Here is a 22,580-nt window from a genome sequence, read left to right as displayed (position 1 = left end):
GAAGTTCGTCATGACAGCGGAACCTGGGCGGCACATCGCCCACACGGTGATCGACAGCCCCTACGGACCACTGACCCTGGTCGCCACCGACGGCGTGCTGAGCGGCCTCTATATGGTCGGGCAGCGGCACCGCCCGCCGGAGGAGACCTTCGGGGAGCCGGACCCGGGCCCCTTCGCGGAGGTCGTGCGCCAGCTCGGCGCCTACTTCGAGGGTGAGCTGACCGAGTTCGATCTGCCCCTGCGGCTGAACGGCACCCCGTTCCAGCGCGCGGTCTGGGCCGGGCTCCAGCGGATCCCGTACGGCGAGACGCGTTCGTACGGCGAACTGGCCGACTCCCTTGGCAAGCCGGGCGCCTCGCGCGCGGTGGGGCTGGCCAACGGCAAGAATCCGATCGGCATCATCGTGCCCTGCCACCGGGTGATCGGCTCGACCGGCGGACTCACCGGCTACGGCGGCGGGCTCGACCGCAAGCAGCGGCTGCTGGTCTTCGAAGGAGCGGCGGCCGAGGCTCCCGCCACCGCCACGCTCTTCTGACCGAGCCCACCCCGGGGGCCGCCCCCGGTCAGCCGGGGTGGAACCGCTTCAGCAGCGCGGGCAGCGCCGTACCGATCGGCTCGCGGACGATCTCGTCGGCGCGGTCGTCGTACGGCGTCGGCTCGGCGTTGACCACGATCAGCCGGGCCCCGTGGTCGGCGGCGATCCCCGCGAGCGAGGCGGCCGGCTGCACCTGAAGGGTCGAACCGACCGCGAGGAACACCTCGCACGCCTTCGCGATCGCCATCGACTGGGCCAGCACCTCCGGATCGAGCCGCTCGCCGAACATCACCGTCGCCGACTTGAGGATCCCACCGCACTCCAGACAGGGCGGGTCCGGTTCACCGGCCGCCACCCGTGCCAGCGCCTCCGTCATCGATGAGCGCGCATGGCACTTCGTACAGCTCACCGACCGTGCCGTGCCGTGGAGTTCGAGCACCTTGCGGGCGGGGAGCCCGGCTCGCTGATGGAGGCCGTCCACATTCTGGGTGATCACCCGGACCGCCGTCCCCGCCCGCGCCAGCTCGGCCACCGCCACGTGCGCGGCATTGGGCTCGGCGCGCAGCGCGGGGCTCTCGCTCCGCATCCGCCAGGAGCGGCGGCGGATCTCCGGATCCGTCATGTACGACTCGTACGTGACCAGCTTCTCGGCGCTCGGATCGCGCCGCCACAGGCCGCCCGGCCCACGGTAGTCGGGGATGCCGGAGTCCGTGGAGATCCCGGCGCCGCTGAGGATCGCGACGAGAGTCATGCCGCGAGCGTACGCAGCCACGCCGGGGACGGCGAGCGGATTCCCCGCCGCCCGGCGCGGATCAGCGGATCCCCCGGCTCGTCAGGGACGCTGTACCGGCCGTTCGGCCCGTACGGCGCCCGCCCGCGGTACGGGCTCGACCGGTGGCGCCGGTGACACGGGCGCGAAGGGGTTCGGGGTCAGCCCCGTCCAGCGGTGCAGTACCGCCCGGCCGGTCTGCCGGGTGACGCCGTCGACCTGGACCGTACCGGCTTCGGCGACGTAGTGGCGGCCGCCGCCGAGCGAGATCAGCCCGTACTGTCCGGCCGACTCCCAGCCGTACACTCCGGACGCCGCGTCATGCAGCCCGCGCGGCAGGAGCGGCAGCAACTGCCCGCGCTCGGACGGTCGCTGGCCCGGTACGGCGCCCCACACGGGCCGCTTGGAGCCGTCGAGGACGAAGAGCGAGTAGTTGGGGAAGCCCGGCTTGGTGCCCTTGTACACGGCCATCAGCCAATTGCCGCTCTCCGCGTCGTACTCCAGGTTCTGTACGCCGTATGTGGTGTTCCCGGTGTACGCGAAGTACTTGCCGTCGGGGGAGGACGGCCCGCTCGTGTGCGGGGCGTCCTCCGTGAGCGGGCGCTCGTACCGCTTCCACCGCCGGACGTCGTACTGGAGCAGGACCTGATTGTCGTTGTCCTGGCGGCCGGTGTGGGCGTAGACCCCGTACGCGACGGTCAGTTTCGTACCGCCCTCGCGGTCGAAGGAGGGCCCGAACGCGACGCCGTCGATGCCACTACAGCCGTACCGGTGGTCGGCGGTCTTGGCGGTGTCGCCGTCGAAGACGCCGTCACCGTTCATGTCGGCCGTGTAGTCCTTCACGACCTCCTGGAGATGGACGGTGGAGACCACGCCGGTGGACGCGGCGTCCATGTTCATCCGGGTGATGCGGTCGCCGTCGAAGACCGCGATGTAGAACGCCTTCGCGGCCTTGTACTCCAGCGAGCCGTAGACCCGTCCGTCCTCCTCGTTGAAGTCCAGGTCACCGAGGTGGCCGGTGATGCCGGTGACGGAGCCGAGGGGCTTGCCGGCCAGATCCGTCTTCACCAGGAGGTTGGTGAAGGAGAAGTACATACGGCCCTTGCGGCGGTCGATGGCCATGCCCTGGAGATGCCCGGACTGCCAGGTGCCGCCGTCGACACGGGCGGGCAGCGCGGCGGGACGGCTGGGCAGGGTGGCGGGCGGCGCTGCCTCGGCGGAGGGCTGGGCCTGCGCCGCCCCGGCGCCGGCGACGACGGCCGACACCACGACCACGGACATGAACAGGGCAGCGAACCGGCCGCGTGGATGCCTTCGCATGATGCCTCCGAGTCCTGGGATTCCAGGATGATGCCGCGCTGCCGTGCACGGCGGACCAACTCGGAATGAACGTGAGGGGACGTCCCTGACGTACCGTCAGCCCCTTGGGCGATACCGTCGAGTGTCTGACGTGCCGTCAACCCATCACCCGATGACCGGTGTCAGGCGGCGCGCAGCGTGATGGCCGCGCTCAGCGCGGACTGCTCGGGGGCGGGCAGCCGCTTCTCGGCGTGGAGCATCCGCAGGGCGGTGGTGAGGCGTTCCTCGTCCTCGGGTGTGCCGAGACCGCCCATATAGGCGGGGAGGAGCAGGCTCAGCGCTTCGAGATCGGCGCGTGCGCACAGCCGCGCCAGCAGGTCACGGACCGGATCGTCCGCCGCGGGTGCCTCGTCGGTGGCCCGCAGCCCCCTGGCGACACAGAGCCGCACCCAGTCCCGGTAAGGACCGGGCGGTACGTCGTCAAGACGCTCGGCCGCCGAGTGGAAGTGCGCACGGGCCTGTCCTGGCCTGCCGAGCGCGAGTTGGGCCCGGCCCATGTTGCCGTGCAGGGAGGCGTAGAAGCCGCGCACGCGTTCGTCGCCGACCCGGTCGGCGCGGGTCAGACACTCCTGGTTCCAGCGCAGGGTCTCCTCCGGGGTCGGCTGATGGCGCGCGAGATAGTGCGCGGCGACGCATGCCTCGAAGTCGTCCCCGGCCGCTTCCCAGGCACGGTGGAACATCTCGCGCGCGTCCTCCTCCCGGCCCTCGGCCTCGGCCCGCATGCCCTGCGCGCAGAGCCGTACGACGGGGTTGTCCGGGTTCATGTCCACTTCTCGTCTCCTTGTCAGTGCGATGCGTCCGCTTGTCAGTGCGATGCGTCCGCCGGCGTGGGCCGGGCGGTCGCGGTGTCGAGGCCGATGGGCATCACCAGGGTGGTGAAGCTGCCTTGGTCCGCCGAGCGCACCACCACCGGCTCGGTGACGGTGGCGATCTCCAGCAGGACGTCGGGGCCGACGCTCGCCTCCAGGGCCGGGGCGAGTACGGCGGGGTCGAAGCCGATACGCAGGGGCCCTTCGCCATGGCGGACCGCCGGCAGAGTCGTGGTCCGGGAGTGATCGGGCAGGGAGACGGCCACCTCGTCCTCGCCGAGCCGCAGCACGATCGCCGGTGTCTCGCCACGGCCGTTGACGGTGTCGAGCAGGGTCGACCGGTCCACGACCAGCCGGTGCCGAGGCGCTGAAAGTGCCGACAGAATCTCCCGGTACGCGGGGAACAGAGCGGCATAGACGGGGAGTTCGCGGGAAGCGGTGCCCGCCGTCTCGTGGAGCGTGGCGCCCTCGGGGCCGGCCTCGATCGTCACGGCGGCACACCGCGCGGCCCATGCCCCGACCCCGGGCAGGGAATCGGCCGTCAGCAGCAGCCGGGTGGCGGGCCCCTCGACCGCCGCCACCGGCCTCAGGACCCGTGTCGACAGCCGGTAGCGGTCGGTGGCCACCAGCCGGACCTCGCCGTCGTCGATCTCGACGAGGACGCAGCCGAGTTCCGGGTGCTCCGGGTCATGCCCGACCGCAGGAACGACCTGGCGGAGCGCGCTCGCCAGCTCCACGCCCCCGAGCCGTACGAGCGTGACGGCCCCGGCCCCGGCCCCTGCCCCGGACGCGCCCTGGGCCCCGGAATCCGCGCGCGCTCCGTCACCGGAGAGGGACCGGAGCACTGCCGCGATCGTGGCGTCGGCCGTCCGCGTCCGGTCCCGTACGGTGTTCCGATGCCGCTCCAGCACGGCGCGGGCCTCGTCCTCGTCGCCGTCGAGCACGACGGTGACCTCCGCCAGCGGCAGCCCCGCGGCCCGCAGGCTCCGCAGCAGCCGGGCCCGGATGTCCTGGTCGGGGCGGTAGAAGCGGTAGCCCGTCGCCGGATCGACCCGGGCGGGCCGCAGTACCCCGCAGTCGTCGTAGAAGCGTAGTGCGCTCGGCGCGAGGCCGACGCGCCGGGCGAAGGCGCTGATGCCCAGGAGATGACCGGCGCCGTTGGTATCGAGGTCCATGCCGGTGATTGTCGACGTTCAGCCAACCTGAGGGTCAACTCCCCACCGGCGGCTGAGCACCCGGCGCACCCGGCGGTGTCAGACAGGGCCTACGACGAGCCGGGCCGGTGCCCGTTCTCCAGCTCCACAGCGCCCGCGCCGGAATCCAGTACGTCGAGCGCGGCCAGTACCCGCGGTCCGAGCGAGCCCGGCAGATACGCCGGGACCTCGGCGCGGTCCACCAACCGCCATGACAGCAGCTCTTCCTCCTGGAGCCGGATCGCCGCCAGCCGCTCGTCGTCGAGCACCCCGCCGTCGTACAGATACGCGGCGATCGGCGGCCGGGCCTTCCCCTCCACCCAGTCGATCGCCAGCAGCCGCCCCGGCTCGATGTCGAGGCCGATCTCCTCCAGGGTCTCCCGCCGGGCGCCCTGGCGAGGCGTCTCGCCGTCGTCGGACTCGATGGTCCCGCCGGGCAGTGCCCAGCCGTCCCGGTAGTTGGGCTCGACGATCAGCACGCGTCCCGCGCCGTCCCTGAACAGGACGGCCGCGCCGGCGAGGACGCGGGGGAGACCCGCGATGTAGGTGGCGTAGTCGGAATCGGTATCGGTATCGCTGCCCGTATCGGTGTGTGTCACACGGGAAAGCCTAGGCCGTGTCCGACGGCCGTGTCCGACCGCCGTGTCCGACGCCGGGGACGGGCACCGCGGGCGGGTGCGGGCACCGCGGGCGGGTGCCCATAGGCGCACAAGGGCGGCCTATGGGCACGGAGCCGCCGTCCGGATAGGGTCGGGAACGGCGCGACTGCCTGTTCGAAGAGCAAAGGGATGCATGGTGACGGACGGAGCAGCAACGGAGGCCGCGCGCGTGCTCATCGCGGCGGACAAGTTCAAGGGTTCCCTCACGGCGGTACAGGTCGCGGAGCGGGTGACGGCGGGACTGCGCCGGATCGTCCCCGAGGTGGCGGTGGAGACCCTGCCCGTCGCGGACGGCGGCGACGGTACGGTCGCGGCGGCCGTGGCCGCCGGTTTCGAACGACGCGAGGTACGGGTCACCGGACCGCTCGGTGACGAGCTGACCGCCGCCTTCGCGCTGCGGGACGGTACGGCCGTCGTCGAGATGGCGGAGGCCTCGGGCCTCCAGTGTCTGCCCGACGGGGTATTCGCGCCGCTGACGGCGTCCACCCACGGCTCGGGCGAGCTGCTGCGCGCCGCGCTGGACGCGGGCGCGCGCGTCATCGTCTTCGGTGTCGGCGGCAGCGCCACGACCGACGGCGGCGCCGGAATGCTCGCCGCGCTCGGCGCCCGTTTCCTGGACGCGGCGGGGCAGCCCCTGGGGCCGGGCGGCGGCGGGCTGCGCGACCTCGCCACCGCCGACCTCTCCGGTCTGGACGAACGGCTCGCCCGGACGGAGATCGTGCTCGCCAGCGATGTCGACAATCCGCTGACCGGCCCCAAGGGCGCCGCCGCCGTATACGGGCCGCAGAAGGGCGCGAGCCCCGCGGATGTCGCCACCCTCGACGCGGCCCTCGCCCACTACGCCACGGTCCTGGAGACGTCCATCGGCCCCCGTGCCGCCGATCTCGCGCTCTCGCCCGGCGCGGGCGCGGCGGGCGGCATCGGCTACGGCGCGCTGGTCGGACTCGGCGCGGGCTTCCGTCCCGGGATCGAGGTCATGCTCGATGTGCTGGGCTTCGCCGACGCCCTGTCCCGGGCGACCCTCGTCATCACGGGCGAAGGTTCCCTGGACGAGCAGACCCTGCACGGCAAGGCCCCCGCGGGCGTCGCGGCGGCGGCCCGCGCCCGGCATATCGAGGTCATCGCGGTCTGCGGCCGGCTGAGCCTTCCGCCGGAGGCCCTGGGCAGGGCGGGCATCCGCCGCGCCTACGCGCTCAGCCGGCTGGAACCGGACCCGGCCGTCTCCATGGCACAGGCCGGCCCGCTGCTGGAACGCCTGGCGACGGAGATCGCGCGGGACTTCCTGCGCTGAGCGATACCGGGAAGGGGTACGGGAGTCGGGGCGTGCGCATACGGGAGGCGCGCCCCGGCGAGGCGCGGGCGCTCAGCGCGCTGGTGCTGCGCTCGAAGGCGTACTGGGGTTACGACGAGGCGTTCCTGGCCGCCTGCCGTGCCGAACTGACCATCTCCGCCAGCGAGATGACGGAGCGTCGGCTCGTGGTCGCCGAGGACGCGATGTCCGGGGAAGCGCTGGGCGTCGCCTCCCTGGAGGGCCCGGCCCCGAACGGTGCGCTCGGTCTGCTCTTCGTCGAACCACGCGTGATCGGACGGGGCATCGGCCGTGCCCTGTTCGCCCATGTCCTGGACACCGCACGCGCGTTGGGCTTCGAGCGGCTGACCATCGACTCCGACCCGCACGCGGTGGACTTCTACCGGGCGCTGGGCGCGCGGCCCGTCCGAGGCGGGGGCGCGCTGCCCCGGCTCCTGGTGGAACCGCCTCCGCGCAGGGCCTGGGTACGGGCCTGGACACGCGGTCGGCGCACCGTACAGCTCGGCAATGTCGGCGAGTTCCAGGCGCAGTTCGGTGAGCTGACCCCGCTCGCGCGCCGGGCGAGCGGACACTACTCCTGCCTGGCCGTGCTGAGCGGTCCGCACCCGGCCGCGGTCGTTCTGCCGGAGACGGTGCCGCCGGGCTGGGTCGAGCTGCTGTGCCGCCAACTGGCCTGGGAATCGGTGGAGGTGTACGACGGCCTCGACGCCGCCGCTCAGGCCACCGAGGCCGCTCGGGCCACCGATGCCGCCCCGGCTGAGGCCGCTCCGGCCGACGACGCCCCGCCCGCCGGGCTCACCGCGGCGATCCTCGCCCGCCCCGCCCTCACCCGCCGGCTGCGCGGGCTCGGGCTGCCCTTCGTACCGTGGGGTCACACCGAACCGTCCGGTGAGCTGTCCGGGGAGCCCCTGCCGCCCGGGGCGCTGCGCCACGAGTCCAAGAGCGCGGCCAACGCCCTCTTCCAGCGGCTGGCCCCCGCGCACCCCGCCATCACCGTGCCCGTACAGCGGACGGCGGCCGGCCGGCGGGAGGCGGCCCGGCTGCTCCTCGCGCGGATCCGCTCCGGTGACGGCGGAGTCGTCAAGACCGAGCACGGTGTGGGGGGTTCGGGCACCCATGTGGTCAGGTCCGTACGCGCTCTGCTGCCGGTGCTGCGCGCGCTTCCCCGTGGCCCGCTCCTCGTGGAGGACTACCTGACGGACGGCCGCGCCTGCCCTCGCTCCGCCTCCGGTCGCGATGGCACGTCGCCTGAGCTCCCGGGCGACGTTCCGCGCGACCTCACCTACGACGGCCTCGTGGACACGGCCGGCACGGTGCACGATGTCGGCGCTGCGCGGATGGACGTGGCGGACACGGTGTACCGGGGAGCGAGTGTCGGCCCCGGCGCCGTCCCGGAGCAGGCCGCCTCGGTCGCCCTGCGGTTCGGGCACGCCGTCGGCCTCGAACTCGCCGCGAGCGGCTACCGCGGCTGGTACGACGTCGATTTCGTGACCGCCACAGAAGGCCGGCTCGCACCGACGGAGATCAATCTGCGGCTGACGGGACCGTCCGTCGCCTTCATGGTGAAGGCCCGCCTCGACGAGACCAGGGGCGGCGATCATCTCGTACGCTCGCTCGATCACGTCCCGCTCGGCGCCCGGCTCCCGGACACCGAACTCATCGGCTGGCTGGAGGAACTGACGGGCCGCTGCGCGGGGATCGGCGCGGTGCTCGTGCCCTCGATCCCCACGGCCGCCTTCGACCCCGCCCCGTTCGTGGGCGTCCTGCTCGGCGCCCGGGCACCGGACTGTCTCGACGCGGCCGAGGCGCTGGTCCGCGGCGCGGCTCAGGACCTCGGCCGGATCTTCGCCCCCGTCGACCGGCCCGCCGGATCTACTTGACCTGTTTCCTGACGGCGGGCAGCGACGCCACCATCCAGATCATCACGATGAACGCCGCGATCATCAACGGCACATTGAAGGCCCAGACGAGCGCCGCCTGCCGCGGCCAGTCCGTCTTGGCGGTCAGCCGGTAGAGGTTGTCCTGCGGCCACCAGGCCACCAGCAGATAGACGATCGCCAGATGGGCCGCGGCCGTCAGCCCCCGCGACTCGCTCCGCCGCAGCATCACCCGCCGGCCCACCACCAGGAACCCCATCCCGACGGCGAAGGCGAGCCACTCCGCCATATAGAGCAGAACGAACAGCGCGTTCCACGGCGCCGGCACCCCGGACACATCCGTGGCGCCGGGGAAGATGACGCCGGTGAACACGGCGGCGAGGAAACCGGCGGTGACCCCGACCAGGGCGGCGATCGCGCCCTCGGTCGTGTCCCCGCCCGCCCCGCTCTTGCCGCTCGCGCGCACGGCCCCCGGGACCGGCGGCAGCGGCAGCTTCTCCCGGTTCACCTTCCCCGCCGCGTTCGTCGGCAGCTTTCTCAGGCGCACCACCACCTCCGGGACGTCGCCCGCCGGGACCAGGCCGGTGAGCCTCGCGCGCAGGGAGCCGACCTCAGGAGCGGCGCCGAACGGAGCCCGGGGGCCCGGCACCACGAAGGCGATCAGCCGGCTTCCGGTCCGGCCGCGGTCCCCGGTGATGACCACGTCCTGGATATGCGGGTGACCGGCCAGCGCCGTCTCCACCCGATAGGTGTCGACGGTCCTGCCGTCGATCGTGACCTGGTCGGCCGTCCTGCCGCGGAACTCGATGGGCCCTTCGCCCTGGCGCCGTCCCACGTCCTCGGTGGGGACCGCGTCGCCGCCCTCCGGCGGGGTGAGCCAGATCCGTCCCTTGCGCAGTTCTGCCGCGCACCCCGGGAACGGCAGCCCCAGATAGGCGGCCCGCTCCGGGTGCGCCACCGGGCCGGGCAGCTGCTCGGGCTCGAACCAGGTACCGCAGCCGGCGACCTCCGCCGTCCCGTACACGCTCAGCACCCGTGCCCCGGCGGCCGGCAGCAGCGCCTGGAGCCGAAGCTGCTCGTCGAGCCGCAGCGGCGCGCCGCCCACCGCGAGCAGCCGCAGGGACGGCAGCTCCACGTCCAGCACCCGGGCGGCGGTCGCGGGGCTCATCTCCGCGACCGTGACCCGCTCGATCGTGATCCGCTCGGCGGTGATCGGCCGTTCGGAGAGCACCAGCGTCGCGCCCGAGCACAGGGCACGTATCCAGCCGCCGGTGAACTCGGTGGTCGCGGGCGGCGCGGTCAGCAGCACCCGGTCCTCCGGCGACACCCCGTAGACCTCGGACCAGGCGGCGTACGCGGCGAGCAGCCGGTCGTGCCCGGTGGCGACGGCCATGCGCCTTCCCGTCGTGCCCGCCGTGAGCAGTACGGCGGCCGGTCCGCCGGTCCGGCCCGCCGAGTCCCCGGGAGCGGGAGCGGGTGCGTGGGTGTGGGCGATGGTCGTCGCGTGGGTGTCCAGACAGATGGCCGTCCGGTCCCGGCCGTCATCGACCCGTGGCAGCAGCGATTCGTCGGTGATGATCGCCTCGGCCCGGGTCAGGCCGAGTAACCGGTGCTGTTCCTGGGCCGGGGTACTCGGGTTCAGCACGGCGTACGCGTGGCCCGACTTCAGTACGGCGAGGATCGACACCAGCACGTCGTACGGGCGCCGGGTACAGATGGCGACGGTGGATCCGGATTCCGGAAGTCCGGCGCTCGCGGTGAGATACGCGGCGAGCTGTCCGGCGTCGGCGTCCAGCTGTGCGTAGTCGATCCGGTCACTGTCGGTGATGACGGCGATGTGGTCGGGCGTCCGCCGGGCCCATTCCTCGAAGAGCTGATGTATCGATCCCCCGGTCATGGCGGTCGATCCTTCCAGAGCGCCGGGGCCGGCGGAAGGGGGAGTGCACGGGAAGGGCCCGGACGCGCAGGGGCGTCCGGGCCCTTTCACGATCGCTCGCCGTACGGCGGGCGCGCCGCTACGGCAGCTGCGCCGCCCGCGCCTCACGGCGATTGTCGCGGAACGTGTTCACCCGCCGCGCCGTGGCGAAGAGCGGGATCACCGCTCCCGTCACCACCTGGAGCGCACAGCCGGTCTGGAGCAGCAGCTGACCGCCCGGCGCGTCGAACGCCCAGGCCGCCAGCAGACCCATCGCGGCCACGATCCAGCTGAGCATCGCCACCGCGAGAACGCCCCGGGGCTTGGGGTACTCGACCCGGCTCACCATCAGCCAGGCCACCCCGATGATCGCGAGCAGCGTCGGCACGAAGGGCAGTTCGAGCAGCACGATCGAGATGACCGTCAGGGCGCCGAAGGGGCTCGGCATCCCCTGGAACATGCCGTCCTTCATGGTCACGCAGGAGAATCTCGCCAGTCGCAGTACGACGGCGAGCAGCACCACGACCGCCGCCAGCGCGGAGACCCGCTGATGCGCGTCGTCCGCGACCATTCCGTACACCAGTACGAAATAGGCCGGAGCGAGGCCGAAGCTGATCAGGTCGGAGAGGTTGTCGAGCTCCGCGCCCATCGGCGAGCTGCGCAGCTTGCGCGCCACGAGCCCGTCGAAGAGGTCGAAGATCGCCGCCGCCAGCATCAGGATCACGGCCGTCGCGGCGGAGTGCCGCGCCATGCCGGTCTCGTCGCTGCCCGTGAGATGCGGGATGAGGATGCCGGTGGTGGTGAAGTAGACGGCCATGAAGCCGCAGGTGGCGTTACCGAGTGTGAGGGTGTCCGCTATCGACAGCCGCAGTGAGAGCGGCATGTCTTCCGCGTCGTCCTCCTCCTCGGCCTCGGCCTCCGCGGCCCAGCCGGCTTGCGTGTCGGGATCAATCACGGTCAATTCGAGTCACCCCTGCGGTCGTGGTCTGACCGACCTCGACAGCGACATCGACACCTTCCGGAAGGTAGATGTCGACACGCGAGCCGAACCGGATCAGGCCGATGCGCTCGCCCTGTTCCACCTTGGTTCCCTGGGGCAGATACGGGACGATGCGCCGGGCTACCGCGCCGGCGATCTGCACCATCTCGATGTCGCCCAGTTCGGTGTCGAAGTGCCAGACAACGCGCTCGTTGTTCTCGCTCTCCTTGTTGAACGCCGGAACGAACCCGCCGGGGATGTGCTCGACGGAGGTCACGGTTCCCGCGAGGGGCGCGCGGTTGACATGGACGTTCAGCGGGCTCATGAAGATGGCGACCCGGGTGCGCCCGTCCTTCCACGGCATGATGCTCTGCACCACACCGTCGGCCGGGGAGATGACCCGGCCCTGCGTGATCTCGCGCTCGGGGTCGCGGAAGAACCACAGCATGCCCGCCGCGAGCGCGGTGGCGGGCACAGCGAGGACCGCTGCGCGCTTCGAGTGACGTGCGCGGACAAGGCCGATCGCCGCGGTGGCGACGGTCGGGAGGAGCCACGGCGATGCTCCGCGCGCGAGGCGGACGCCGCGTGGTGCAGAGGTTTGGCTGTGGGGCATGGATGACCTTCGTAGCGGATGATGCCGCGCTGGCAACGGGGGGACGGCGGCGGCTTTCCAGCGATGGTACTGGTTTCGAGTCGCAACTGAGCAAGCCAGGACCCGAGTCGAGCGGCTTGAAGCGAGCGCCGGAGGGTGATCGGGTGTGATCTTCTTCGCCATTAAACGCCAATAAAAGCGACAATCAACCCTGGAACCGGTACTCCTCCAGCAGTCGGCGGCCGATGATCATTTTCTGGATCTCGGCGGTGCCCTCGCCGATCAACAGCATCGGCGCCTCGCGGTAGAGGCGCTCGATCTCGTACTCCTTGGAGAAGCCGTAACCGCCGTGGATACGGAAGGCGTCCTCGACGACTTCCTTGCAGTACTCGGAGGCGAGATACTTCGCCATCCCCGCCTCCAGGTCGTTTCGTTCCCCGGAGTCCTTTTTGCGTGCCGCGTTGACCATCATGGCATGGGCGGCCTCGACCTTGGTCGCCATCTCGGCCAGCTTGAACTGGATCGCCTGGTGCTGGGCGATGGGCTTGCCGAAAGTATGACGCTGCTGGGCATATGAGACGCCGAGCTCGAAAGCGCGCTGTGCGACCCCGCAACCACGCGCCGCGACATTCACCCGGCCGACCTCGACGCCGTCCATCATTTGGTAAAACCCTCGGCCGGTGGACCCGCCGAGCACCCGATTGGCCGGAATGCGTAGTCCGTCCATGATCAGCTCGGTGGTGTCGACCCCCTTGTAGCCCATCTTGTCGATCTTCCCCGGGATGGTCAGACCGGGCCGCACCTCGCCGAAGCCGGGCTCCTTCTCGACCAGGAACGTGGTCATCGACCTGTGCGGAGCCGTGCCCTCCGGGTGGCCCTCGTCGCTGCGGCACAGCACCGCGACAAGACTGGACGTGCCGCCGTTGGTCAGCCACATCTTCTGGCCGTTCAGCACATAGGAGTCGCCGTCCCTGATCCCCTTGGACGTGATCGCCGCGACGTCCGAGCCGAGTCCTGGCTCCGACATCGAGAACGCGCCACGCACCTCGCCGGCGGCCATCCGCGGCAGGAAGGTGGCCCGCTGCTCCTCGGTGCCGTGCCGCTTGAGCATGTACGCCACGATGAAGTGGGTGTTGATGATGCCGGAGACGGACATCCATCCCCGGGCGATCTCCTCCACGCAGAGCGCGTAGGTGAGCAGGGACTCGCCCAGGCCGCCGTACTCCTCGGGGATCATCAGCCCGAACAGGCCGAGTTCCTTGAGCCCGTCGACGATCTGGGTGGGGTACTCGTCGCGGTGCTCCAGCTCGGTGGCGACCGGAAGGATCTCCTTGTCGACAAAATCCCTTACGGTCGCCAGGATTTCCCGCTGAATGTCGGTCAGCCCGGCTGTCTGGGCGAGTCGGTTCATATCTGTCACTTCTCCCGCGGCTCGGGGCGGCCGGGCTGCTCCCCGCCGCGTTCCTTGATGTACGCCTCGGTGGGGACCATCACCTTGCGTCTGAAGACGCAGACCAGCGTCCCGTCCTGCTTGTGGCCCCGGGTCTCCACGTACACGATTCCGCGGTCGCTCTTCGAACGTGACGGGGTCTTCTCCAGCACGACCGTCTCGCCGTAGAGCGTGTCCCCGTGGAACGTCGGCGCGACATGCCTGAGCGATTCCACCTCCAGATTGGCGATGGCCTTCCCGGAGACGTCCGGCACCGACATGCCCAGCAGCAGCGAGTAGATGTAGTTGCCCACGACGACGTTCTTGCCGAAGTCCGTCGTCTTCTCGGCGTAGTTGCTGTCCAGGTGCAGCGGATGGTGGTTCATGGTGAGCAGGCAGAAGAGATGGTCGTCGTACTCCGTGACCGTCTTGCCCGGCCAGTGCTTGTAGACCGCGCCAACCTCGAACTCCTCGAACGTGCGTCCGAACCGCATCGTCATGCCTCCGGGGCTTCGAACGAGGTCGTACGCCGCATCCCCGCGGCCCGGCCCTTGCCCGAGATGACCAGCGCCATCTTGCGGCTCGCCTCGTCGATCATCTCGTCGCCGAGCATCGCGGAGCCCTTCTTGCCGCCCGCCTCTGATGTGTAGTACGCGTACGCGTCGAGGATCAGCTCGGCGTGGTCGTAGTCCTCCTGGGAGGGCGAGAAGATCTCGTTCGACGCCTCGATCTGGCCGGGGTGCAGCACCCACTTGCCGTCATAGCCCAGCGCCGCCGCCCGGCGTGCCACCTCGCGGTAGCCGTCCACATCGCGGATCTGGAGGTAGGGGCCGTCGATCGCCTGGAGATCGTGGGTACGGGCCGCCATCAGAATGCGCATCAGAATGTAGTGATAGGCGTCCGCGCCATAACCGGGCGGCTGCTGGCCGACGACGAGGGACTTCATATTGATGGAGGCCATGAAGTCGGCGGGACCGAAGACGATCGTCTCCAGACGCGGTGAGGCGGCGGCGATCTCGTCGACGTTCACCAGCCCCTTGGCGTTCTCGATCTGGGCCTCGATCCCGATCCTGCCGACCTCGAAGCCCATCGTCCGCTCGATCTGGGTGAGCAGCAGATCGAGGGCGACGATCTGCTGGGCGTCCTGGACCTTCGGCAGCATGACGCAGTCGAGATTGTGTCCCGCGCCCTCCACCACCGTGATCACATCGCGGTAGGTCCACTGCGTCGTCCAGTCATTGACCCGTACGACCCGGATCTTGCCCGTCCAGTCGCCCTTGTTGAGCGCGTCGACGATCGTGTGCCGGGCGCCCTCCTTGGCGAGCGGCGCGCAGGCGTCCTCCAGATCCAGGAACACCTGATCGGCCGGCAGTCCCTGGGCCTTCTCCAGGAAGCGCGGGTTCGATCCCGGTACGGCGAGACACGAGCGGCGCGGACGCAGCCGGTTCGCGGTGGCTGCGGCGGTCTCGGTGGTAACAGGCGCGGTCATGCGGGGACCTCCCATGGGTCGAGCTTGTTCGCTGTGCGGATCTCGTCGACGATACGGCCGATGATCTCCGTGATCCCGAAGTCCTTCGGGGTGAAGACGGCGGCCACCCCGGCCGCCCGCAGCTCCTCGGCGTCGGCGTTCGGGATGATCCCGCCGACGATCACCGGGATGTCGCCCGCGCCCGCCTCCCGCAGCCGGGTGAGCACCTCGGGTACCAGCGCGGCGTGCGAGCCGGACAGGATCGACAGGCCCACACAGTGCACGTCCTCGGCGAGCGCGGCACCGACGATCTGTTCGGGTGTGAGCCTGATGCCCTGGTAGACCACCTCGAAGCCGGCGTCGCGGGCGCGGACCGCGATCTGTTCGGCGCCGTTGGAGTGCCCGTCCAGGCCGGGCTTGCCGACCAGCAGCCGCAGCCGCCCGGTGCCGCCGGGGACGCCGGCCACGGAAGTCAGCTCCTCGGCGGTACGGGCCACCTTCTCCCGTACGGCCGCGAGCGCCGTACCCGCCTCCGCGGACACCGCGATCGGGGCGCCGCTGACACCCGTGGGCGCGCGGAACTCGCCGAAGACGTCCCGCAGCGCCCAGGACCACTCGCCGGTCGTCACCCCGGCCCGGGCGCACTCCAGGGTGGCGGCCATCAGATTGTCGGTGCCCGCGGCGGCCTTCTTCAGAGCGGTCAGCGCGTCGGTGGCACGGGCCTCCTCACGGTTGACCCGCCAGCTCTGGAGCGCGGCCACCACCCGGGCCTCGTTCGCCGGATCGACGGTCATGATGGCGGTGTCGAGATCGGCGGTGAGCGGACTGGGCTCCGTGGACTCGTAGCAGTTGACGCCGACGATCCGCTCCTCGCCGGACTCGATCCGCGCCCGCCGCTCGGCGTGCGAGGAGACGAGCCGTGACTTCAGATAGCCGGACTCGACGGCGGTCATCACCCCGCCCATCGCCTCGATCCGTTCGATCTCCGCGAAGGACTCGGTGACCAGGTCCGCCACCTTGGCCTCGATGACCCGCGAGCCCTCGAAGATGTCCGCGTACTCCAGCAGGTCGCTCTCGTGCGCCAGCACCTGCTGGATACGGAGCGACCACTGCTGGTCCCAGGGGCGGGGCAGCCCCAGCGCCTCGTTCCAGGCGGGCAGCTGTACGGCGCGGGCACGGGCGTCCTTGGAGAGCGTCACCGCGAGCATTTCGAGGACGATCCGCTGGACGTTGTTCTCCGGCTGTGCCTCGGTCAGCCCCAGGGAGTTGACCTGGACGCCATAGCGGAAGCGGCGCTGCCTGGCGTTCCCGATGCCGTACCGCTCCTGGGCGATCCGGTCCCAGATACGGGAGAAGGCCCGCATCTTGCACATCTCCTCGATGAACCGGACACCCGCGTTGACGAAGAAGGAGATACGGCCGACCACATCCCCCTTGCGCTCCTCGGGGATCCGACCGGACGCGAACACCGCGTCCAGTACGGCGATCGCGGTGGACATCGCGTACGCGATCTCCTGGACCGGGGTGGCCCCCGCCTCCTGGAGGTGGTAGCTGCAGATGTTGATCGGATTCCACTTGGGGATGTGGTTCACCGTGTAGGTGATCATGTCCGTGGTCAGCCGCAGGCTCGGGCCCGGCGGGAAGACATGCGTCCCGCGCGAGAGGTACTCCTTGACGATGTCGTTCTGTGTCGTCCCCTGGAGCAGGCCGATGTCCGCGCCCTGTTCCTCCGCGACCACCTGATAGAGCGCCAGCAGCCACATGGCGGTGGCGTTGATGGTCATCGAGGTGTTCGTACGTTCGAGCGGGATGTCCTGGAAGAGCCGGCGCATGTCACCGAGGTGGGCGACCGGGACCCCGACCCGGCCCACCTCGCCGCGGGCGAGGATGTGGTCGGGGTCGTAGCCGGTCTGCGTGGGGAGATCGAACGCGACGGACAGGCCCGTCTGCCCCTTGGCGAGATTGCGCCGGTACAGCTCGTTGGACGCCTCGGCGGTCGAGTGACCGGCGTATGTCCGCATGAGCCAGGGCCGGTCCTTCTGACGATCAGGCATGGAGGCGACCCTCAGCTGACGCGGGTGTGGGAGTTCGTCCGCTCCGCGGGAGCGTCGCGGAACAGATTGATGGCGTCGAGATGGCGTGCGCGCAGCTCCGTGTCGCGTACCCCGAGGCCCTCGCGCGGTGCCAGCGCCAGCACGCCGACCTTGCCCTGATGGCGGTTGCGGTGCACGTCCTGGGCGGCCTGACCGGTGTCCTCCAGCGCGTACACCTTCGACAGGGTGGGGTGGATCTTCCCCTTGGCGATCAGCCGGTTGGCCTCCCACGCCTCGCGGTAGTTGGCGAAGTGCGAGCCGACGATCCGCTTCAGTGACATCCACAGATAGCGGTTGTCGTACTCATGGGTGTAGCCGGAGGTGGAGGCGCAGGTCACGATCGTGCCGCCCTTGCGGGTCACATACACGCTCGCGCCGAAGGTCTCGCGTCCCGGGTGCTCGAAGACGATGTCGACGTCCTCGCCCCCGGTCAGCTCGCGGATGTGCTTGCCGAAACGTTTCCACTCGTGTGGATCCTGGTGGTGCTCGTCCTTCCAGAACCGGTAGTCCTCGGCGCCGCGGTCGATGATCGCCTCGGCGCCCATCCGCCGGCACAGCTCCGCCTTCCGGTCGCTGGAGACGACACAGACCGGATTCGCGCCGCCCGCCAGCGCGAACTGCGTGGCGTACGAGCCCAGTCCGCCGCTCGCCCCCCAGATCAGCACGTTGTCGCCCTGCTTCATCCCGGCGCCGTTGCGGGACACCAGCTGGCGGTACGCGGTGGAGTTGACCAGACCGGGAGCCGCGGCCTCCTCCCAGCTGAGGTGCCGGGGCTTGGGCATCAGCTGATTGGACTTCACCAGCGCCAGTTCCGCCAGACCGCCGAAGTTGGTCTCGAAGCCCCAGATCCGCTGCTCGGGGTCGAGCATCGTGTCGTTGTGGCCGTCGGACGACTCCAGTTCGACCGAGAGACAGTGCGCGACGACCTCGTCGCCCGGGTGCCAGGCGTTGACACCGGGCCCGGTGCGCAGCACGACGCCGGACAGGTCCGAGCCGATGACGTGGTACGGCAGATCGTGCCGCCTGGCGAGTTCGCTGAGCTTGCCGTACCGCTCCAGAAAGCCGAAGGTCGGCAGCGGCTCGAAGATCGAGGTCCAGACCGAGTTGTAATTCACCGAGCTGGCCATGACGGCCACCAGGGCCTCGCCGGGACCGAGTTCGGGCACCGGCACATCGTCGAGATGGAGTGACTTGCGGGGGTCCTTCTCCCGGGTGGGGAGATCGGCGAACATCTCCGTCTCGTCCTTGTGCACGGTCACCGCGCGGTACGAACCGGGCAGCGGCAGTGCGGCGAAGTCGGCGGACGTACTGTCCGGCGACAGGATCGCGTCCAGGATTTCCTTCACGGTGTTGCCTCCGGCGAAGCTGAGGGTGCGAGATGCGAGGGGAGTGCCTGCTGGTGCGGTGGAGGTGTGCCGTCGGTTCGGCGGGGTGCGGGTGCTGATCGAGCTCGCTTCGTGCTGATCGGCGGCGCCGGGTGGGCGCGGAGGTGCCTGTGACGCAGGCGTCCTGGCGCACAAGCGAGATGGCTTGCGGGAACAGCCGGACAACTTCACGTTATGGCACCCCGTGACAGCTGGCAAGGCACTGGGTGCCAACAATTTCCCTCGTTTGTCACCCGCGTGGCACGCATGAGCAATGTCTACCGCTCAATCCGCGGCGAATATCACCGGACGCGGTCATGCGAGCGCATGGCGTAGGCGGAGGGTGCTGAACGACGGCGCACCGGACCCCGCGGGGTCCGGTGCGCCGTCGTTCAGCGGGGGGCGCTCACGCGTCCCTGAGCGCCTGCCTGATGGTGCGCATGACCTCGTCCAGCGGGGCATCGGTGTGCGCCACCGCCACCAGCACGTCCCCGGTGGTACGCGCCGAGGCCGCCGGATGCTCCGGCTTGCCGCCGATGGTCCGGCCCGCGCCGATGCCCGCGCCGAAGGTGTCCCGCACGATCGAGAAGGCATGGTCCAATTGCGCCTCGACATCGCCCTGGCCGCCGGCCCGCAGCCAGCGGCGGAGCACATGATTGTGCGCGGTGACCACCGCGGACGCGGCCACCTCGGCCAGCAGCGGATCGTCATTGCCGTCGGTGTGGTCACGCTCGTCGAAGTGGCCCAGCAGATAGCGGGTGAACAGCCGCTCGTAACGGGCCACCGAGGCGATCTCGCGCTCCCGGAGCGTGGGCACCTCACGGGTCAGCCGGTAGCGCTCCACGGAGACCGCGGGGGAGGCCGCGTACATCCGCATGACCTCCTTGATGCCCCGGCAGACCGTGTCGAGCGGGTGCTCATGGGCGGGAGCGGCGTTCAGGACCGCCTCCGCCCGTACGAGCGTGTCGTCGTGGTCGGGGAAGATCGCCTCTTCCTTGGAGCGGAAGTGCCGGAAGAAGGTACGGCGGGCCACCCCCGCCGCCGCGGCGATCTCGTCGACGGTCGTCGCCTCGTACCCCTTGGTCGCGAACAGTTCCATGGCCGCGGCCGCCAGCTCGCGGCGCATCTTGAGCCGCTGGGCGGCGGCGCGGGTACCGGCGGCGCTCTCCGGAACGTCGGTCCTGGACTTCGTACGGGAGGACTTGGCGGGCTGGGACATGAGGTGAACGTACTGCATCGGTGCAGGAGAGCGCGCCTGCGGGGCCGGGCCGCCCGCCCCGCCGGACGCCGCCGCGCCCGGCGTCCGGCCACCCGCGCCCGGCGTCCGGCCACCCGCGCCCGGCGTCCGGCCACCCGGGTGGAGCGGCCCGCCACCCAGGTGGAGCGGACCGCCCCGGCCCGCGCCCGGGTCAGCGCCGGGCATACTCGCGAAAGCCGCGGCCCGTCTTGCGGCCGAGGCAGCCCGCGGCCACCAGATGTTCGAGCAGCGGCGCCGGGGCCAGGCCCGGGTCCCGGAACGCGCGGTGCAGGACCCGTTCGATGGCCAGCGAGACATCGAGGCCGACCACATCGAGGAGTTCGAAGGGGCCCATCGGATAGCCGCCGCCCAGCCGCATCGCGGCGTCGATGTCGTCCAGCGACGCGTAGTGCTCCTCGACCATCTTGATCGCGTTGTTCAGGTACGGGAAGAGCAGCGCGTTGACGATGAAGCCGGCGCGGTCGCCGCAGTCCACCGGGTGCTTGCCGACGGCCGTGGACACGGCGTGGACGGTGGCCACGGTCTCGTCGGAGGTGAGGACCGTACGGACCACCTCGACCAGTTTCATCGCCGGGGCCGGATTGAAGAAGTGCATCCCGACGACGTCCCGCGGGCGCGAGGTCGCGCGGGCACAGGCGATCACCGGGAGGGACGAGGTCGTGGTGGCCAGCACCGCGCCCGGCCGGCAGACCTTGTCCAGCACGGCGAACAACCGCCGCTTGATCTCCAGGTCCTCCGCCACGGCCTCGACGGCGAGATCCACCTCGGACAGCGCGTCGAGCGAGCCGGCCGGGGCGATCCGCGCCAGCGTCTCGGCACGTGCCTCGGCCGTCAGCCGGCCCTTGTCGACCGAACGGGCCAGGGACTTCGCGATACGGGACAGGGCGCTCGCGGCCTTCTCCGGGTCCCGGGCCGCGAGCACGACGTCGTATCCCGCCTTGGCGAAGACCTCCGCGATGCCGCTCGCCATGGTGCCCGAGCCCGCCACCCCCACCGAACGGACGGGGCGCCCGGCGCCGCCGCGTGGGCCGGCCGGCGGGGTGAACACGTCCGGCACGACCGTGCCGCTGCCCGGCGCCTCGTACGTGTAGAAACCGCGCCCGGACTTGCGGCCGGTCAACCCCGCCTCGCTGAGCTGGCCGAGGACCGGCGCGGGCGCGTGCAGCCGGTCGTGCGACGCCGCGTACATCGCGTCGAGCACCGTACGGGCGGTGTCGACCCCGATCAGATCGAGCAGGGCGAGCGGCCCCATCGGCAGTCCGCAGCCCAGCCGCATCGCGGCGTCGATGTCCTCGCGGGAGGCGTACTTCGCCTCGAACATGGCGGCGGCCTGGTTGAGATAGCCGAAGAGCAGCCCGTCCGCCACGAAACCGGGCCGGTCACCCACCGCGACCGGCTCCTTGCCGAGCTCCCGGGCGAGCGCCGTGACGGCCGCGACCGCCTGGGGCGAGGTGAGGACCGAGGAGACCACCTCGACCAGCCTCATCGCCGGGGCGGGGTTGAAGAAGTGCAGTCCGAGCACGCGCTCGGGGTGCGCGGAGTCGGCGGCCAGCCGGGTCACCGACAGCGCGTTGGTGCCGGTCGCCAGGATCGTGGTGGGGCCGACGATCGTGTCCAGCGCGCGGAAGACCCGCTGCTTCGTCTCGTACGACTCCGGCACGACCTCGATCACCAGCTCGGCGTCGGCGGCGGCGCGCAGATCGGAGAAGGTGCGCAACCGCGCGAGCGAGGTACGCCGCTCCTCCTCGCTGAGCCGCCGCCGCTCCACGGCCCGCGCGGCGGACGCGTCGAGCGCCTCAACGGCGCGGACGGCGGCGGCGTCGCTGATGTCGATACCGATGACCTCGTGTCCGGCGCGGGTGAGGATCTCGGCGATTCCGGTGCCCATGGTGCCGAGGCCGACGACGGCGATGGTGGAGAGAGGGATGTCCATCACGGGACTCCAGGGGATGAGGGTGACGACTGAGGGCGCGCGGCGAGCGCCGGGCGCGCGGGAGCGTGCGGGTCGGGGTGGTGTGGCGGCGGACCCTGTCCCGGAGTCGCGCCGTACATCCCCGTTGAAGGCCGTACAAGCCCGGGGGCCGTACACGGCCGTGCTGAACCGACAGCACTCACGACGGCTGCGTCACCAGGCCGTCGAAAGCCGCGGAGGTTATCCGCTCATCTGAGGCTAACCGACGAGTAACGAGCGCGCCATATCTGGGACGCTGTGCGCTGTGTCACGGGCGGCCGGAATTGCTCGTTCGGGCGCGAAGTGGCCGGTGGGGCACCCCACTTGATGCCGACAGCGCCACTCCGGATGGCTACGCTGGAGGGATGGACGAGGACTTCCGCTCGCTCGCGGACCGGGTGCGGGGCGAGTCCCGGGGCTCCGACGCCTGTGAGCGGCTGATCGCCACCGAGGATCACGAGGCCCTGGCCGATGTCCTCGTCGCGCCCGAACAGGCCCTGTGGGCACGGGAGATCGCGGCGTTCCGGCTCGGCTGCGCGGGGGACCGGCGGGCCTTCGAGACGCTGGTGCTGCTCCTCAACCACCGGGATCCGGAGCGCTGCGTCTCCGCCTCGTACGCACTGGCACGGCTCGACGACCCGCGCACCCCCAGAGCCGCCGCCGCGCTCGCCACCAACGCGCTGCGCACGGCCTACGCGCTCCACCCCGTACGCCTGCTGACCGAACTGCGCGCGCCCGAGTCCGTACCGGCGCTGATCAGCACACTGGAACGGCTGCTGGCCCCGGACGAGCCGTACTGGCGGGTGGCGCTCGCCTGTGTGGAGGGTCTTGGCCGCCTCGGCGACGACCGTGCGCGCCCGGTCCTGGAAGCCGCCGGCTTCCACCCGAGACTGTCCGCCGCGGCGGCGGCGGCGCTCAGCCGCCTCACCTAGACGAGTAAGTCCGAAGGCTTGGTTAGTGGTCGTAGGCGGTTAGCGAGCGTGTGATGGTTCGGCCGGTGTTGCGGTTGTGCCAGATCGCG

19 protein-coding genes are annotated in these 22,580 nt (G+C 70.9%); 4 read left to right on the top strand and 15 right to left on the bottom strand.

Translation table 11 applies throughout. From position 1 onward, the window contains the following. The first annotated feature begins 10 nt into the window (after positions 1 to 10). Positions 11 to 535, top strand: a complete 525-nt coding sequence (locus ABTZ59_RS26790; RefSeq protein ID WP_351417794.1) for a methylated-DNA--[protein]-cysteine S-methyltransferase — start codon at positions 11 to 13, stop codon at positions 533 to 535. Positions 536 to 563: 28 nt separating this feature from the next. Here the strand turns inward: ABTZ59_RS26790 and ABTZ59_RS26785 are convergent, their stop codons facing one another. The 5 genes from ABTZ59_RS26785 to ABTZ59_RS26765 form a co-directional block, all read right to left on the bottom strand. After that, a complete protein-coding gene (locus ABTZ59_RS26785; RefSeq protein WP_351417791.1) occupies positions 564 to 1,286 on the bottom strand; it encodes an SIR2 family NAD-dependent protein deacylase in 723 nt (240 codons plus the stop codon). A gap of 81 nt (positions 1,287 to 1,367) precedes the next feature. Then, entirely contained in the window at positions 1,368 to 2,624 is a 1,257-nt protein-coding gene (locus ABTZ59_RS26780) for a hypothetical protein (protein WP_351417786.1), read from the bottom strand. Between the two features lie 161 nt (positions 2,625 to 2,785). Next, positions 2,786 to 3,427, bottom strand: a complete 642-nt coding sequence (locus ABTZ59_RS26775) for a hypothetical protein (RefSeq protein ID WP_351418162.1) — start codon at positions 3,425 to 3,427, stop codon at positions 2,786 to 2,788. Positions 3,428 to 3,468: 41 nt separating this feature from the next. Then, the gene (locus tag ABTZ59_RS26770; RefSeq protein ID WP_351417782.1) at positions 3,469 to 4,647 is read right to left on the bottom strand and encodes a MerR family transcriptional regulator; all 1,179 of its coding nucleotides are present in this window, start codon (positions 4,645 to 4,647) and stop codon (positions 3,469 to 3,471) included. Between the two features lie 89 nt (positions 4,648 to 4,736). Then, positions 4,737 to 5,264 (bottom strand): NUDIX domain-containing protein, encoded by a 528-nt coding sequence (locus tag ABTZ59_RS26765; RefSeq protein ID WP_351417777.1) that lies wholly within the window; start codon positions 5,262 to 5,264, stop codon positions 4,737 to 4,739. Between the two features lie 193 nt (positions 5,265 to 5,457). Here ABTZ59_RS26765 and ABTZ59_RS26760 point away from each other — a divergent pair, with 193 nt between their 5' ends. Together ABTZ59_RS26760 and ABTZ59_RS26755 are read left to right on the top strand one after the other, a co-directional pair. Next, positions 5,458 to 6,615 (top strand): glycerate kinase, encoded by a 1,158-nt coding sequence (locus ABTZ59_RS26760; RefSeq protein WP_351417771.1) that lies wholly within the window; start codon positions 5,458 to 5,460, stop codon positions 6,613 to 6,615. A 32-nt stretch (positions 6,616 to 6,647) separates the two neighbouring features. Next, positions 6,648 to 8,513, top strand: a complete 1,866-nt coding sequence (locus ABTZ59_RS26755) for a GNAT family N-acetyltransferase (RefSeq protein ID WP_351417766.1) — start codon at positions 6,648 to 6,650, stop codon at positions 8,511 to 8,513. Here ABTZ59_RS26755 and ABTZ59_RS26750 read toward each other — a convergent pair. The 10 genes from ABTZ59_RS26750 to ABTZ59_RS26705 form a co-directional block, all read right to left on the bottom strand. After that, entirely contained in the window at positions 8,506 to 10,407 is a 1,902-nt protein-coding gene (locus tag ABTZ59_RS26750; RefSeq protein ID WP_351417763.1) for an AMP-binding protein, read from the bottom strand. The two genes, ABTZ59_RS26755 and ABTZ59_RS26750, sit on opposite strands and share 8 nt — an antisense overlap. Before the next feature lie 118 nt (positions 10,408 to 10,525). Beyond that, a complete protein-coding gene (pssA, locus tag ABTZ59_RS26745) occupies positions 10,526 to 11,386 on the bottom strand; it encodes a CDP-diacylglycerol--serine O-phosphatidyltransferase (RefSeq protein ID WP_351417758.1) in 861 nt (286 codons plus the stop codon). Continuing rightward, on the bottom strand, positions 11,373 to 12,017 hold the full coding sequence (locus tag ABTZ59_RS26740) for a phosphatidylserine decarboxylase (protein WP_351418159.1): 645 nt from the start codon (positions 12,015 to 12,017) through the stop codon (positions 11,373 to 11,375). Before ABTZ59_RS26740 ends, pssA begins: the two co-directional genes overlap by 14 nt. Before the next feature lie 184 nt (positions 12,018 to 12,201). Next, positions 12,202 to 13,407, bottom strand: coding sequence for an acyl-CoA dehydrogenase family protein (locus tag ABTZ59_RS26735; RefSeq protein ID WP_351417754.1), 1,206 nt, complete (start codon positions 13,405 to 13,407; stop codon positions 12,202 to 12,204). A gap of 5 nt (positions 13,408 to 13,412) precedes the next feature. Continuing rightward, on the bottom strand, positions 13,413 to 13,919 hold the full coding sequence (locus ABTZ59_RS26730) for a MaoC family dehydratase (protein ID WP_351417750.1): 507 nt from the start codon (positions 13,917 to 13,919) through the stop codon (positions 13,413 to 13,415). 2 nt (positions 13,920 to 13,921) lie between these two features. After that, positions 13,922 to 14,914: an HpcH/HpaI aldolase/citrate lyase family protein gene (locus ABTZ59_RS26725; RefSeq protein ID WP_351417744.1), complete on the bottom strand. Its 993-nt coding sequence runs from the start codon at positions 14,912 to 14,914 to the stop codon at positions 13,922 to 13,924. Then, complete coding sequence (locus ABTZ59_RS26720; protein WP_351417739.1) at positions 14,911 to 16,947, bottom strand: ethylmalonyl-CoA mutase; 2,037 nt, start codon at positions 16,945 to 16,947, stop codon at positions 14,911 to 14,913. The genes ABTZ59_RS26725 and ABTZ59_RS26720 overlap by 4 nt, the downstream gene beginning before the upstream one ends. An 11-nt stretch (positions 16,948 to 16,958) precedes the next feature. Next, complete coding sequence (ccrA, locus tag ABTZ59_RS26715; protein ID WP_351417728.1) at positions 16,959 to 18,332, bottom strand: crotonyl-CoA carboxylase/reductase; 1,374 nt, start codon at positions 18,330 to 18,332, stop codon at positions 16,959 to 16,961. Positions 18,333 to 18,756: 424 nt separating this feature from the next. After that, positions 18,757 to 19,569, bottom strand: coding sequence for a TetR family transcriptional regulator (locus ABTZ59_RS26710; RefSeq protein ID WP_351417722.1), 813 nt, complete (start codon positions 19,567 to 19,569; stop codon positions 18,757 to 18,759). A 190-nt stretch (positions 19,570 to 19,759) separates the two neighbouring features. After that, on the bottom strand, positions 19,760 to 21,541 hold the full coding sequence (locus ABTZ59_RS26705) for a 3-hydroxyacyl-CoA dehydrogenase family protein (protein WP_351417716.1): 1,782 nt from the start codon (positions 21,539 to 21,541) through the stop codon (positions 19,760 to 19,762). Between the two features lie 383 nt (positions 21,542 to 21,924). On the opposite strand from ABTZ59_RS26705, the gene ABTZ59_RS26700 reads away from it, so the two are divergent. After that, positions 21,925 to 22,491, top strand: coding sequence for an adenylosuccinate lyase (locus ABTZ59_RS26700; protein ID WP_351417708.1), 567 nt, complete (start codon positions 21,925 to 21,927; stop codon positions 22,489 to 22,491). Positions 22,492 to 22,580: the final 89 nt, after the last annotated feature.

The sequence above is a fragment of the Streptomyces sp. NPDC094034 genome (assembly GCF_040303865.1).
Taxonomy (GTDB): domain Bacteria; phylum Actinomycetota; class Actinomycetes; order Streptomycetales; family Streptomycetaceae; genus Streptomyces.
This window is presented reverse-complemented; position numbering and strand designations above follow the sequence as displayed.